This is a genomic window from Vibrio sp. Vb0349, assembly GCF_033338975.1.
This window is the reverse complement of the sequence record NZ_JAWOTS010000006.1, coordinates 187,393-201,932: the sequence shown is the minus strand read 5'-3', so window position 1 is coordinate 201,932 and position 14,540 is coordinate 187,393. Positions and strand designations below refer to the sequence as shown.

Annotated in this window: 13 protein-coding genes and 2 tRNA genes; 11 read left to right on the top strand and 4 right to left on the bottom strand. The window is 44.4% G+C overall.

Annotation, left to right across the window (positions count from 1 at the left end; genetic code table 11):
• Nucleotides 1-63: 63 nt before the first annotated feature.
• A complete protein-coding gene (locus R7Q47_RS10085) occupies nucleotides 64-1,356 on the bottom strand; it encodes a peptidoglycan DD-metalloendopeptidase family protein (RefSeq protein WP_154205061.1) in 1,293 nt (430 codons plus the stop codon).
• A 130-nt stretch (nucleotides 1,357-1,486) separates the two neighbouring features.
• Between R7Q47_RS10085 and tyrS the strand changes: the two genes are divergently transcribed.
• Both tyrS and R7Q47_RS10075 read left to right on the top strand, forming a co-directional pair.
• Complete coding sequence (tyrS, locus tag R7Q47_RS10080; protein ID WP_017820416.1) at nucleotides 1,487-2,674, top strand: tyrosine--tRNA ligase; 1,188 nt, start codon at nucleotides 1,487-1,489, stop codon at nucleotides 2,672-2,674.
• 418 nt (nucleotides 2,675-3,092) lie between these two features.
• Nucleotides 3,093-3,938, top strand: coding sequence for a magnesium transporter (locus R7Q47_RS10075; RefSeq protein WP_192943656.1), 846 nt, complete (start codon nucleotides 3,093-3,095; stop codon nucleotides 3,936-3,938).
• Here the strand turns inward: R7Q47_RS10075 and dacB are convergent.
• On the bottom strand, nucleotides 3,917-5,338 hold the full coding sequence (gene dacB / locus R7Q47_RS10070) for a serine-type D-Ala-D-Ala carboxypeptidase (RefSeq protein WP_318088952.1): 1,422 nt from the start codon (nucleotides 5,336-5,338) through the stop codon (nucleotides 3,917-3,919). The genes R7Q47_RS10075 and dacB overlap by 22 nt on opposite strands.
• 186 nt (nucleotides 5,339-5,524) lie before the next feature.
• Complete coding sequence (locus R7Q47_RS10065) at nucleotides 5,525-6,547, bottom strand: porin (RefSeq protein ID WP_318088950.1); 1,023 nt, start codon at nucleotides 6,545-6,547, stop codon at nucleotides 5,525-5,527.
• A gap of 545 nt (nucleotides 6,548-7,092) precedes the next feature.
• Here R7Q47_RS10065 and greA point away from each other — a divergent pair.
• Nucleotides 7,093-7,566 (top strand): transcription elongation factor GreA, encoded by a 474-nt coding sequence (gene greA, locus R7Q47_RS10060; protein ID WP_005380065.1) that lies wholly within the window; start codon nucleotides 7,093-7,095, stop codon nucleotides 7,564-7,566.
• Nucleotides 7,567-7,650: 84 nt separating this feature from the next.
• On the opposite strand, the gene yhbY is transcribed toward greA, so the two are convergent.
• Nucleotides 7,651-7,947, bottom strand: coding sequence for a ribosome assembly RNA-binding protein YhbY (gene yhbY, locus R7Q47_RS10055; protein WP_318088949.1), 297 nt, complete (start codon nucleotides 7,945-7,947; stop codon nucleotides 7,651-7,653).
• Between the two features lie 138 nt (nucleotides 7,948-8,085).
• Here yhbY and rlmE point away from each other — a divergent pair, with 138 nt between their 5' ends.
• From rlmE to rimP, 8 genes are all read left to right on the top strand, one after another.
• Nucleotides 8,086-8,715 carry a 23S rRNA (uridine(2552)-2'-O)-methyltransferase RlmE gene (gene rlmE, locus R7Q47_RS10050; protein ID WP_005388985.1) on the top strand — a complete coding sequence of 210 codons (630 nt, stop codon included), beginning with the start codon at nucleotides 8,086-8,088 and terminating at the stop codon, nucleotides 8,713-8,715.
• 108 nt (nucleotides 8,716-8,823) lie between these two features.
• Nucleotides 8,824-10,797, top strand: coding sequence for an ATP-dependent zinc metalloprotease FtsH (gene ftsH, locus R7Q47_RS10045; protein ID WP_213987384.1), 1,974 nt, complete (start codon nucleotides 8,824-8,826; stop codon nucleotides 10,795-10,797).
• A gap of 52 nt (nucleotides 10,798-10,849) precedes the next feature.
• A complete protein-coding gene (folP, locus tag R7Q47_RS10040; protein WP_017820419.1) occupies nucleotides 10,850-11,680 on the top strand; it encodes a dihydropteroate synthase in 831 nt (276 codons plus the stop codon).
• Nucleotides 11,681-11,699: 19 nt separating this feature from the next.
• Complete coding sequence (glmM, locus tag R7Q47_RS10035; protein ID WP_213987383.1) at nucleotides 11,700-13,040, top strand: phosphoglucosamine mutase; 1,341 nt, start codon at nucleotides 11,700-11,702, stop codon at nucleotides 13,038-13,040.
• Between the two features lie 220 nt (nucleotides 13,041-13,260).
• Complete coding sequence (gene secG, locus R7Q47_RS10030; RefSeq protein WP_005380080.1) at nucleotides 13,261-13,599, top strand: preprotein translocase subunit SecG; 339 nt, start codon at nucleotides 13,261-13,263, stop codon at nucleotides 13,597-13,599.
• Between the two features lie 16 nt (nucleotides 13,600-13,615).
• Nucleotides 13,616-13,699, top strand: a tRNA-Leu gene (locus R7Q47_RS10025).
• Nucleotides 13,700-13,755: 56 nt separating this feature from the next.
• Nucleotides 13,756-13,832: transfer RNA gene (locus R7Q47_RS10020), tRNA-Met, on the top strand.
• A 225-nt stretch (nucleotides 13,833-14,057) separates the two neighbouring features.
• On the top strand, nucleotides 14,058-14,513 hold the full coding sequence (rimP, locus tag R7Q47_RS10015) for a ribosome maturation factor RimP (protein WP_005386424.1): 456 nt from the start codon (nucleotides 14,058-14,060) through the stop codon (nucleotides 14,511-14,513).
• Nucleotides 14,514-14,540 lie beyond the last annotated feature (27 nt).

Here is a 14,540-nt window from a genome sequence, read left to right as displayed (position 1 = left end):
CTTTATCGTGATGATATCGACAAAACAAAAAGGGCAGCTTCGCTGCCCTTTTCAATACCTGGCTTACTTCATTGCTAGCAGTTTGCTGTAGCGTTCAAGCTTGTCCATGCTAATTTTCGCGTTTGCCATGAAAGTTTGTCTCGCTTTGCCTGTCAGGGATTTAGATTGTGGCAAATTCACCGTGCGCGGGTTTTTATGGACACCATTCACAAGGAACTCATAGTGCAGGTGAGGGCCAGTTACACGGCCAGTTCCGCCAAGCGTACCGATGGTTTGGCCTTGCTTAACTCGTTGACCAGCTCGTACAGTACGTTTGGTTAAGTGCAGGTACTTGGTAATGTAAGTATTACTATGTTTAATGAAAACGTAGTTACCATTAAATTTGTTGTAAGACGATTTTTGAACGACACCATCACCAGCCGCCCAAATCGGGGTGCCCACTGGTGCTGCATAGTCCGTGCCTCTATGAGGACGAACGCGTCCCGTCACTGGATGTAAGCGGCGTGGGTTGAAGTTAGACGAAACTCGACGGAAATCCAACGGCGCGCGTAAGAATGCTTTTTTCATTGCACGCCCATTTTCGTCGTAATACTTGCCACTTTTCTGATCCAATATTGCGGTAAAGGTATCGCCTTGGTTTTTAAAGATCGCAGCAATGATTTTTCCACGGCCGATTACTTCACCTTCTACCACTTCCTCTTGGTAAAGTACTCGGAAGCTGTCGTTTTTACGAATATCTAAAGCAAAGTCGATGTCCCAACCAAATATGCCAGCCAGTTCCATGATTTGGTTACCATTTAATCCAGAAGATATTCCTGCATTCCAAAAGTTTGATGTGATGGTGGCTTCAGCGTAGTTGTACTGGAAGTCGACTTCTTTTTTATCAACTTCAGAAACGTACTTGCCGTCTTTTAATGTGATACGAAAAGTCTCGAACGCGCTTAGTGTTCTTCTTAGCTGCACCAAGTCGTTATTTTCGTCAAAACCAAATTGCAATCGGTCACCAGGTCGAAGCCGAGTTAACTGTTTTTCCACTTCTTTGTCTGATGACACCAGTTCATGTAATAGACGAGCGGAAAGCCCTACGCGACTAAATAAGATGGCAGCACTCTCGCCATTTTTTACCTTGTATGTCTCCCAGCGCAGCACGGCGGGAACCGCAGGCGATGAACTATTTAGTGCACTGAGTTCGAGGGAAACTGGCACAGGATAATGTTGACCAACTTTTAATCGGCTCTGCTGCGGGTCTAGGTCTTGCGGATCAGGTAAAAAGAAGAGCGCGAAGATAATCAGCGCACTAAAAAAACCGATCAATACTTTGTGCAAGAGTGGAAGTCGGACAAAAATCGAATGCATGAGGTACTTGATTGCTAAATTAAACGGAAAAAGTGACAACTACCTAGTCTAACGTGTTTCAAAATGCATCGCTATTCAAGTAATATGTTCAGCTATTATATTTTTGCCAAATCTGTGGGAGTGAACAAGAATGGCGAGCATTGAAGCTGCACTAGCCGAGATTAAGCGCGGTGTTGAAGAGCTGATTCCAGAAGAAGAGCTAATCGCAAAACTAAAAGAAGACCGTCCTCTACGTATTAAATTGGGCGCTGATCCAACAGCACCTGACATTCACCTAGGCCATACGGTTATTTTCAATAAGCTTCGCTTGTTCCAAGAACTAGGTCATGAAGTGACGTTCCTAATCGGTGACTTCACTGCAATGGTTGGTGACCCAACAGGTAAAAACACAACTCGTCCACCGCTAAGTCGCGAAGACGTATTGCGTAACGCTGAAACGTACAAAGAGCAAGTGTTCAAAATTCTCGATCCTGCAAAGACTAAAATTCAGTTTAACTCTGAGTGGCTGTCTGAACTGGGCGCAGAAGGTATGATTCGCCTTGCGGCAAACCAAACCGTTGCTCGTATGCTAGAGCGTGACGACTTTAAAAAGCGTTACGCGGGTGGTCAGCCAATTGCTATTCATGAGTTCATGTACCCTCTTCTACAAGGTTGGGACTCAGTAGCAATGGAAACGGATGTTGAATTAGGTGGTACAGACCAGAAGTTCAACCTTCTAATGGGTCGTGAACTGCAAAAGTCTCACGGTCAAAAACCTCAGGTTGTACTGATGATGCCGCTTCTAGTGGGCCTTGATGGCGAGAAGAAGATGTCTAAGTCAGCAAACAACTACATCGGTATCAGCGAAGCGCCAAGCGAAATGTTTGGTAAAATCATGTCTATTTCTGATGACCTAATGTGGAGCTACTACGAGCTGCTCTCTTTCCGTCCTCTGGAAGAGATTGCTCAATTCAAAGCTGATGTAGAAGCGGGCAAAAACCCTCGAGACATCAAAGTATTGCTAGCAAAAGAAATTATTGCTCGTTTCCACAGTGAAGCCGATGCCGATGCAGCAGAGCAAGAATTCGTAAACCGTTTTGCGAAGAACCAAATTCCTGATGAAATGCCAGAGTTTGATTTTGACGCAGGTCGCCCAGTGAGTAATCTGTTGAAAGAAGCAGGCTTATGCCCATCATCGTCAGATGCGATGCGCATGGTTAAGCAGGGCGCTGTGAAGATTGATGGTGAAAAAATTGCGGACAGCAAATTTGCTCCAGAAGCGGGTACTTATGTGTTCCAAGTAGGCAAACGTAAATTTGCTCGTATTACTATTCAGTAATTCATAATGACTGCAAATGAAAGCGTCCGAAGGGCGCTTTTTTTGTATGAAAATTTAGCAAAAACGGCAAAGTAAAACTTCCATACCTGATGAACTTTGCTACTATACTTGCGCTGCCAATAATGGCAGCGCTATCGGAGATTTACATGAACAATACCGACCATCCTCCCAGTCGTTGGGTGAGTAAGATTAAGGGAGCGAAATAACCCGCTTCGGTATTGGCGATCTCCGCCTTACCTAAGTGGTGAGGCATCTTTTCTAATTTTCTTCTCGTTATTTCCTTCATACATTCTGAATAGACAGTGCATTCGCATTGGTTTTCTCTGTGCATCTTAATTGTTGTCTGACTTTTAGCGTGCAAGAGTGGCTTTTCATGCTTTGTCGATGGTCGTTACCAATGCCAATCGGGAGATTCGCCATGACGGTAATGAACAACACTTTTATTGAAACAACACCAAACTTTTCTGAAGTAGAAATTGGTGCAGCTCGCAATGCGTTCTTGCAGTACGAGCAAGAGCAACAAGTCCATTTGCTTACGATCATGCCGATCGATGAGGCGGTAGGTATTTTGCAGCATTGCTCTGTCGGTTATGTGAATAGTCTTATTGCTCAACTTGAGCAAGCAGGCCATGACAAACGCGCACGTCATTATGCTCACCAATTAGGTCTGCATATGTCTGAAGTTGATACACCTGATGGTTATTTATCGACTAGTGTTTTGGGGCACGTGAAGCAGCGTATTGGGTGGATCATTGCACTGGCTCTTTTAGGGATAGTGTCAGGCTTGATCATTGCTCAGTATGAGGACACCCTTAGTCAGCTTGTTTTACTTGCAGTGTACATGCCAGTGATTGCAGCTGCTGGTGGTAACACAGGAACACAAGCAGCAACTTTGGTGATTCGTGCTCTTGCTACTGGAGAGTTAAAAAAACGCCAATGGTTAGAAGTTTTGTGGAAAGAGAGCCGAGTCGCTCTATTTATTGCGCTAGCGATCGCTATCGTGATGATTGGACGCATTATGTTATTTAGTGCAGGACAATCAACAGGAGGCTTTGAACTGACCGATATCGCACTGGCAATAGCAGTTGCGCTGTTCATTCAAGTCACCATTTCTACAACATTGGGCGGGCTGTTGCCAATTATTGCACGAGCTTGCAAGTTGGACCCAGCCGTATTGGTGAGTCCAGTTCTTGCGTCTATCGTCGATATTTCAGGAATGTGGATTTACTTTAACGTGGTGAACTATTTCTTAGGTATTGCCTGACTAAAGTTCACAATGTCATTGTAAAAAAGCTGCTCAAAATGTGTAATCGGGGCGATGACAGGTGTGTTGTCGTCCCGTTTTTCTGGGAAGTAGTCTGAAACAAACTGAACAAAAATGGTGTTAGGTTGACCATTTTTATCCAAGCCATATCCAGCCATATTGTAAGTCCCGTAGATAGAGCCACTTTTCGCGATCAGCTGTCCTTTAATTGGAAGTTTTCGCATACTTTGTCGGTACTTTAATGTGCCGGATTCACCTGATTTCGGCATGATGGCAATCAATTTGAGTTCGTTTTCATGCTTCCAAATATAGCGCAGCATTTCAGCCATCTTGGTCGCGGAGATCCGGTTATTTCGCGAAAGTCCTGAGCCGTCTTCTAGGCGCGCATTACGAATATCAATACCAGTGTTGGCGAAAATGATCTGCTTGATCGCTTCTGTACCGTTAGTAAAACTGCCTGGCTGAACGAAAAATTTAGCACCAAGTGTTTTGGTTAATGTGTCGGCAATCAAGTTGTCAGAGTTTTTGAGCATATCTTCAAGAATGTCTGGTAAGGCCTTTGATTGATGCATTGCGATGGGCTTTCGCTGCTTTTCTGGCGCCGTACCGACCCTAATCTGTCCTGATACCCCAATGTTGAGCTCCTTGAGCAAAGTCGCCAACCTTTGACTGGTGTAACGCTCAGGGTCTTGAACCGCAAATTTCAGTGGCAATGGTTTGTCTCTTTCAACCAAGCACCCTGTTAGCTTGTAGTTGTTATCGGGATTTGCAACTAAACCTAAGTCACAATGACGACTTTTCTTAATGGTTTTAGAAACTGTTTCTACGGTACTTGTGACACGAATAGGTTGATGCTCTGGTACGTAGACCCGCGTTCCACCATCTTTTTGTGTATAGATAGAGGCTTGTACACAGTTGTTATTGAGTGTGATGGTCGATGCCGGAGCGCTGTAGCAAACTCCCAAGATATCCCATGGCCAGCCCACCGCACGGTTATAACCAGTGAATGCGCTGTTATCGAGCCATAGGTCACCGTTAATCCGTTTTAAGCCATTTTTCTTAGCTAGAGTGAGGAGTGATTTTAAGTCGTTGGTTTGGAGTGTTGGGTCGCCGACAAAGTAAATCACTGCATCTGAGTTCGACGTTTCCAGCTTGGTTCGAAACCGGAAATTATCACCCAGTTCTAGCTTTGCGGCTAATGCGGTGACGATTTTTAATGTACTCGCTGGTGGGAACAGTTGTTCGGTAGGATGAACACCGTCAAGCTCAGCATTTTCACTGAGTTTTTCCGCAACTAAACTGATGCGGGCGCCTTCAGGCAGCACTTCTTGATGAGGGTACGCTTGTGAAAAAGCAGAAAGTAATGAAGAGAATATGAGCAAGGGCCAACGTAAACGCATAATGATACTTTCTAAAGTGAGTTATGTGATTGAGTATACGCAAGTCCTTTCAATATGCTAGGTAACTAAAGAAATGCTTCAAATGTCTTCATGAATGAGACACGAGAGAAAGGCGCGCTGCTTAAAATTAAGTATAAAAAATGCCCGCTTAAAGCGGGCATTCGATATTCTAGTCAAAGACCGGAATTAGAAGTCGTAACGTAGACCTAGAGCTAGCTCGTCTTCAGCATCGATCTTAGTTGCAACTGTTTTGCTAGTGTCAGTTGAACCAAACTTGTCACCTGCATCAATCAGGTTGAAGTTGTAAGAAATGTAACCACGGAAGTTAGGCTTGAAGTAGTAAGAAGCATCAACAGCGAAGTTGTTTGCAGAAGTTTCGTTGTTAGTTTCTGCATTGTTGTATGATGTTGTAAATACTGTTTGGCCTAGAGTGTAAGCACCCGCTAGCTCGTAACCAGTGTAATCAACTGTGTTACTGTTGTTTGAATCTTCCATTTTCTCGCCGTCAGTGAATACACCAGCGAAGTAAAGATCAGACATTGTGTAAGATGCAGCTAGCATGTACTCGTTAGCTTTGTCTTGATCTGCGTAACCAGCACCTAGCTCAAGACCAGTGTCAGCTAGAGCGTAGATTGCAGATAGAGAGTAACCGTCTTGTTTGTTGTCGTAGTACTCACCAGTGTTTTTGTTTTCCATACGATCAGCGAAGCGGTAGCTTGCTTTTACGCTTAGGTTTTCAAACTGGCCTTTGTAAGCCATCATGTTGTCTGTACGGTCTGATACAGCTAGTTTGTCTGCTGCAGAGTTACCGTGGTAAGCCATGATATCTGTGAAGTCAGTGATAACGCCTAGTGCACCTTCAGTTTTACCGTATGAGAACTCACCGTAAGCACCGCCAAGACCAGCGTAAGCAAGACGAGTTTCTAGATCGCTCTTGTCGTCGCCGTCTACAGTACCGTTTTGAGCAGTCTCAAATTCACCTTCCCAGAAACCAACACCGTATAGGTTGTCATTGATTTCTTGTTTACCAAGGAAGTTTAGACGGATGCGAGATTTGTCTTGAGCGTCGCCATCTTTCATAGATAGACGTGCTTCAGCACGGCCGCCCATTTCTAGAGAAGTACCGTCTTGGTTGTAAAGTTCAGCTGCGTTTACGCCAGTTGCCATAGCTGCTGCAGATACAGAAAGAGCAATTAGAGTCTTTTTCATCTTATTTGTCCTAGTTAGCTGTCCATAATCATTGTTGTATGGGGGAGAGGTGATCTCTCACAAGTTGTTGGTCCAAAATTGGCTAATTGAGCGATATAGTTCGCACTTGTAAGCCATTGATCTAACAACTCGCTGGACATGTTTTACTGCTAAAGTTTCCGTATGAGTTAGTAAAATGATATAAATCCCACTGATGAACACTGTTCAATTGTGTGTTGTTTTTATTTAAATTACTGTTTTTAATTGAAATTATTGGCAATGACATTGGCCTGACATTGATTAGTTTTTATCTTTTTTGAGGTTTTTGGTGTAATGAACAGTGTTGTTTTTCAATAAATTGAGAAGGTGATTCGCCCTAGAACCGCTCTAAAAGTGAGTTATATCATTATGCCGAAAAGGCATAGTCTTGCTGTCTTTCGAATTAAGATGATTTCGTCCGGGAGTTTGTTTACACTAAACGAAATACATCTTTAAGCGCACTACCCAGTCCTATGACAGGGTGGGCTTTTTTTGTCCAAAGACCCATTTGGGCTTGAGGTTATAAAATGGAAAAAGTTCCAATGACACTACGTGGCGAGCAAAAGCTACGTGCAGAACTCGATCGTCTACTTAAACTACGTCCTCAGATCTCAGAGGCAATTGCTGAAGCTCGTGAGCTAGGTGATTTAAAAGAGAATGCTGAATATCACGCCGCTCGTGAAGAGCAGGGCATTTGTGAAGCACAAATCCGTGACATTGAATACAAACTGTCAGTTGCTCAAGTTATTGATGTAACGAAGATGGAGAACACGGGTAAAGTTATTTTTGGTTCAACCGTAACCTTGATTGATATCGACACCGAAGAAGAAAAAACGTACCAAATCGTTGGTGATGACGAAGCCGATATCAAAGCAGGTCGCATTTCAGTGAGCTCACCTATTGCTCGTGGCCTGATTGGCAAGATGGAAGGCGATGAAGTTGCTATTCAAACTCCGGGTGGCGCGAAAGACTTCGAAATTGACCGAGTAGAATATATCTAGGTCGTTTGGAGTAGCATTACTGCCCTGATAAAACGCAAAAAGGTCGCCTCAGGCGACCTTTTTTCTTCAGCAACGTAAGTAGAGTTACTTACGAGGGATTTCGATTTTACGCTCTTCAGACTTGCGGTATAGCACAAGCACTTTACCAATAGTCTGAACTTTTTCAGCGCCCGTCTCACGTACGATAGCGTCGATGATTAGCTGTTTTGTTTCACGATCTTCCGAAGCAACTTTTACTTTGATAAGTTCGTGATGGTTAAGAGCGATTTCAATTTCTGCTAGCACGGCTTCTGTAAGTCCATTTGCGCCCATTAGCACAACAGGTTTTAAACTGTGAGCTAGGCCTTTAAGGTGCTGCTTTTGTTTGGTGCTTAGGTTCATTACGCGGCCAATTTTCTTTAAAATAAGGGTTGAAAAAAGCTATTTTAACGCCATCTATTGCTGAAGACTATAATTTATTGAGTAATAGGTAGCGCCTATTAAAACAATAGCTCCAATTTGTGCCTTGTTGGGATTAAAATGAGTAAACAAAAACATTCGGCTAGTTCTGGTCGTTGGTTGAAAGAACACTTTGATGATAAATACGCGAATGAAGCCCGAAAAAAAGGCTACCGCTCACGTGCTTATTTCAAGATCGATGAGATTCAAACGAAAGATAAATTGTTAAAGCCTGGAATGACAGTCGTCGACTTGGGGGCTGCGCCGGGCGGATGGTCTCAATATGCTGCTAAGATAGTAGGGGACAGTGGTCAGATCATCGCGTGTGACTTGCTTCCTATGGACCCGATTGCTGGCGTTAGCTTTTTACAAGGCGACTTTCGTGATGATGCGGTATTGGAAGCTTTGCTAGAAAGGATCCAACCTTCCATGGTAGACGTAGTAATGTCTGATATGGCGCCTAACATCGCGGGAAACAATTCTGTTGATCAACCTCGCGCTATGTATTTAGTTGAATTAGCTTTAGATATGTGTCGACAAGTTCTAGCGCCTAATGGTAGCTTTGTCGTAAAGGTTTTCCAAGGGGAAGGCTTCGATCAGTATGTGAAAGAAGTCCGAGACATGTTTAAAGCCGTAAAAATTAGAAAACCAGACTCATCGCGAGCTCGCTCTCGAGAGGTCTTCGTCGTAGCCACTGGTTACAAAGGTTAACCATTTTGCTCTCTTGAGAGCGTGTTAACACTATAGCTACAGTTAATGAACTGTAGTACCCTACCTTTAATTACAATTAGTTATCGAGAGGCTTACACCTTGAGTGACATGGCAAAAAATTTAATTCTGTGGCTTGTTATCGCCGTCGTATTGATGTCGGTATTCCAGAGCTTTGGCCCTGGAGAAAGCAATGGCAGAACCGTGGATTACACCACGTTTGTACAGGAAGTTGGCCAAGGCCAGATTCAAGAAGCAACTTTTAAAGACGGTGAAATTAGCTTTGTTCGTCGTGGCGGCGGTGCCAAAATGGTCACTTACATGCCAGTGTATGACCAAAAGCTTCTAGATGACCTAATTAACCAAAACGTGAAAGTACAAGGCACGCCTCCAGAAGAGCAAAGCTTGCTGGGTACTATCTTCATCTCTTGGTTCCCAATGATCTTACTAATTGGTGTATGGATTTTCTTCATGCGTCAAATGCAAGGCGGCGGTGGTAAAGGCGCCATGTCTTTTGGTAAGAGCAAAGCTCGAATGATGAGCGAAGAACAAATCAAGACAACTTTTGCTGACGTTGCAGGTTGTGACGAAGCAAAAGAAGACGTGAAAGAGCTGGTGGACTACCTACGCGATCCAAGCCGCTTCCAAAAGCTGGGCGGTAAGATTCCAACGGGTGTTCTAATGGTTGGTCCTCCTGGTACGGGTAAAACGCTTCTAGCGAAAGCCATTGCCGGTGAGGCGAAAGTACCATTCTTTACTATCTCTGGTTCTGATTTCGTAGAAATGTTCGTTGGTGTTGGTGCATCTCGTGTGCGTGACATGTTTGAACAAGCAAAGAAAGCCGCACCTTGTATCATCTTTATCGATGAGATCGATGCGGTAGGTCGTCAACGTGGCGCAGGTGTTGGTGGTGGTCATGATGAACGTGAACAAACACTAAACCAAATGCTCGTTGAGATGGATGGTTTCGAAGGTAACGAAGGTATTATCGTTATCGCTGCGACTAACCGTCCGGATGTGCTGGACCCTGCGTTACTGCGTCCTGGTCGTTTTGACCGCCAAGTGGTAGTTGGTCTTCCAGATGTACGTGGCCGTGAACAGATCCTAAAAGTTCACATGCGTAAGGTCCCTCTAGCGGGTGATGTAGAGCCTTCTCTCATCGCACGTGGTACTCCAGGCTTCTCTGGTGCTGACCTAGCAAACTTAGTTAACGAAGCAGCCCTGTTTGCTGCGCGCGGTAACAAGCGCAACGTTTCTATGGTTGAGTTTGAACTGGCGAAAGACAAAATCATGATGGGTGCTGAGCGCCGTTCAATGGTGATGTCTGAGGAAGTGAAAGAGTCAACCGCATACCACGAAGCGGGTCACGCGATTGTTGGTCGCTTGGTTCCTGAACACGATCCAGTGTACAAAGTGTCTATCATTCCACGTGGTCGTGCGTTGGGTGTAACAATGTACCTTCCAGAGCAGGACCGCGTGAGTATGTCTCGCCAACACCTAGAATCAATGATTTCTAGCTTGTATGGTGGTCGTTTAGCAGAAGAACTTATCTACGGTGCTGACAAAGTATCAACCGGTGCTTCTAATGATATCGAGCGCGCAACAGATATTGCTCGTAAGATGGTTACTCAATGGGGTTTCTCTGAAAAGCTTGGCCCTCTGCTGTATGCAGAAGATGAAGGCGAAGTGTTCTTAGGACGTAGTGTAACTCAGACTAAACATGTGTCTGACGATACAGCGAAGTTGATTGATGACGAAGTTCGTCAGATCATTGACCGCAACTACGATCGTGCGAAGAAGATTCTTCAAGAGAACATGGATATCATGCATGCGATGAAAGATGCGCTGATGAAGTATGAAACCATTGATGCTCGCCAGATTGATGACTTAATGGAGCGCAAAGCTGAAATTCGTGAGCCTGCGGGCTGGAGTGATAACTCAGCAAGCAAAACAGAAGACAGCGACAAGCCTCAAGCAAAGCAAGAAGTTAAAGAAGAAGCAATGGATACTGCGAAAGATGCAGAACAGCCTAGCTCTTCTGGAACAACTTCTAACGAAGCGCCTGAAAAGAAAGACTCTGAATAAAGAGTATCGATAATATTAAACCCCGAGTTATCTCGGGGTTTTTGTGTTTATGATGATGATTACAGCAAATAACAAATCTTTGGACCTTTCGCGTCCACATGTCATGGCCATTCTAAATGTGACACCGGATTCCTTTTCGGATGGCGGTAAATACAACTCAATTGAACTTGCTCTTGCTCAAGTTGATAAAATGATAAAGGCTGGTGTAAGTATTGTTGATGTTGGTGGTGAATCGACAAGACCTGGTGCACCGGATGTGTCTTTGGAAGAAGAGCTTAGGCGTGTTGTCCCAGTAATCAAAGCCATTCGTGAAAAGTATGATGTGTGGATTTCCGTTGACACCAGTAAAGCAGAAGTGATGCGTCAAGCAATTGATGCTGGGGCTGATTTGATCAATGACATCCGCTCGCTGCAAGAGCCAGGTGCTCTGGAAGTCGCAGCAGAAGCAAACCTTCCAATTTGTCTGATGCATATGAAAGGTCAGCCTAGGACCATGCAAGTTGACCCTCATTACGATGATTTAATGGGGGACGTGTCGGCTTTTCTAGAAGAACGTATCGCGGCGTGTGAAGCAGCAGGGATTGATAAATCTCAACTGATTCTCGATCCTGGGTTTGGCTTTGGCAAAACAATCGAACACAATTATCATATGCTTGCTCATCTTGAAAAGTTTCATGAATTCGGCCTGCCTATTTTGGCTGGCATGTCTCGTAAATCCATGATCTTCAAACTGTTAGACAAGCCAGCGGCAGAGTGTACGAACGCAAGTGTCGTTTGTGCTACGATTGCCGCGATGAAAGGCGCGCAGATCATTCGCGTGCATGACTTTGAAGAGACAATCGAAGCGATGAAAGTTGTTGAGATGACGAAAAACAATATTTAAAAATAATAAAGGAAAGTTTATGTCGAATGAAAGACGTTACTTTGGTACTGACGGTGTGCGCGGTAAAGTAGGACAATACCCAATCACTCCAGACTTCGTACTTAAGCTTGGCTGGGCTGCTGGTCGTGTACTAGCGAAACAAGGCACAAAGAAAGTTATCATAGGTAAAGATACACGTATTTCAGGTTATATGCTTGAATCTGCACTAGAGGCAGGCCTTGCAGCTGCGGGACTTAAAGCAACATTTACTGGTCCCATGCCAACTCCAGCTGTGGCCTATTTAACTCAGACTTTCCGTGCCGAGGCTGGTATTGTGATTTCTGCATCACATAACCCATATTACGACAACGGCATTAAGTTCTTTTCTTCTGAGGGTACTAAGCTACCTGACGATATCGAATTGGCGATCGAAGCTGAGTTAGATAAAGAAATTGAATGTGTGGAGTCTGCTGAGCTTGGTAAAGCAACCCGCCTAAATGATGCAGCTGGTCGTTACATCGAATTCTGTAAGAGTACTTTCCCATCTGAGTTGAGCCTTGCGAACTTTAAGATCGTAGTAGACTGTGCGCACGGTGCAACGTACCACATCGCTCCAAATGTTTTCAAAGAACTTGGGGCAGAAGTTATCGCTATGGGCGTAGAGCCTAACGGCATCAACATTAATGAAAACGTGGGCGCAACAGACGTACGAGCTCTTCAACAGCGTGTTGTTGAAGAGCAAGCGCACCTTGGTCTCGCGTTTGATGGTGATGGTGACCGTATCATTATGGTCGATCACTTGGGTAACAAAGTTGATGGTGACCAAATTGCTTATATCATCGCTCGTGATGCACTTCGTCGTGGTGAGCTAAAGGGTGGTGTTGTTGGTACACTAATGACTAACTTGGGTATGGAAAATGGTTTAAAGCAGCTAGGCATTCCGTTTGTACGTGCAGCTGTTGGTGACCGTTATGTCATGGAGCAACTGCTAGAAAAAGGTTGGAAAATTGGTGCTGAAAACTCAGGCCATGTGATCTTATTAGATAAAGTCACAACCGGCGATGCGATTGTTGCTGCACTTCAAGTACTTGCTTCTGTAATTGGCAGCGATATGTCTTTGTATGAACTATCGCAAGGAATGACATTATATCCTCAGGTTTTAGAAAATGTCCGTTTTTCAGGAGAAAGTAACCCTCTTGAAGCTACAGCTGTATTAAACGCTGTTGCTGAAGTCGAGGCAACGCTTGGTGATAAAGGGCGTGTACTGCTGCGCAAGTCTGGCACTGAGCCTTTGATCCGCGTTATGGTGGAAGGCGAAGATGGTGAACTAGTTCAACACTCAGCATTGAAAATCGCTGAGGCTGTTAAAGCAAGTTGTTAATCATTGCGTTAAAGCATGTCTTGAATGAAAAGGGCATCTTTTGCCCTTTTTTTGAGCGCTTAACGCATTGGCATTGATTTTTTACTAATTTTCCCTTGTCAGCGTTACTGGCTTTCGCTAGTATTGCTCCGCCTCCCGTTAGGAGGTCGCTAGCCTTGTTCATAATGATTTATTCTTTTGAACGGCGCTGGCTCAACAATTTGGAACATAGGTGGAAAAAATGTTTTCAGTTCTACTTGTGATTTACCTGTTGGCAGCGCTTGGTGTGATTGGCCTTGTGTTGATTCAACAAGGTAAAGGCGCAGATATGGGAGCCTCGTTCGGTGCTGGTGCTTCAAACACAGTGTTTGGTGCTGGCGGCTCAGGTAATTTCTTAACCCGAACAACTGCTATCTTAGCAACCGTATTCTTTATCGTTAGCTTGTTACTTGGTCGTATGTCTACGCACCAGACTGAATCACAATGGGTAGACCCAACGTTAGGTCAACCAGTTGTTGAACAAGTTAAGGATGCAGCGAGTGAAGTTCCTGCCCCTGCGGGTGATGAAATTCCTCAATAAGCTGTAAGGTTTTGATGCCGAGATGGTGAAATTGGTAGACACGCTAGCATGAGGTGCTAGTGCCTTAGGTGTGAGGGTTCGAGTCCCTCTCTCGGCACCATGTATTTACAAACTTGTAAATCACTTGTTTGCGAGTATAATGCTCAGCAAGTCGGACGCGGGGTGGATCAGCTTGGTAGCTCGTCGGGCTCATAACCCGAAGGTCGTCGGTTCAAATCCGGCCCCCGCAACCAATCTCTTTCTTTAAAAGGAAATCGTAGATTGGCAAGTTTGCGTAGTGCTAACCACACTACGAGTTAAGAAAAGCAATTGTTGGCTATTCTTAACGTATCAGGGTCCAGCAGCATAAAACCCCGACTATCGGGGTTTTTTGTTATCTGAGCTTTTTGAAATAGCTCAGATACTGCTTGGTTTTTTGATTGGGCTCTGAGCCCTTTTTTTGTTTCTGGAGTGGTTAAATGACTGGTTTAGAAAGACAACTTACTGAAATGCTTGACGCGCCAGTAGCGGCATCAGGTTATGAGTTAGTTGGATTAGAATTCATTCGTGCAGGCGCGCACTCAACGTTACGTATCTACATTGACCATGAAAATGGTATTAACGTAGACGACTGTGCAGAAGTTAGCCACCAAGTTAGTGCAGTTTTAGACGTTGAAGATCCAATTTCTGTTGCTTACAGCCTAGAAGTGTCTTCTCCAGGTTTAGAAAGACCACTTTTTAAAGCAGCACATTACGAGCAATTTATTGGTCACGAGGTCAGCATCGTATTGAAAATGGCTGTAGCAAACCGTCGTAAGTGGAAAGGTATTATCCACGGTGTTGATGGCGAAACAGTGACAATTACTGTAGACGGTCAGCAAGAAGAGTTTGCTCTAAGTAACATTTCCAAAGCTAACCTGATCCCTAAATTTTAGTTCCCTAAAAAAGTTTAAGCTTAGAGG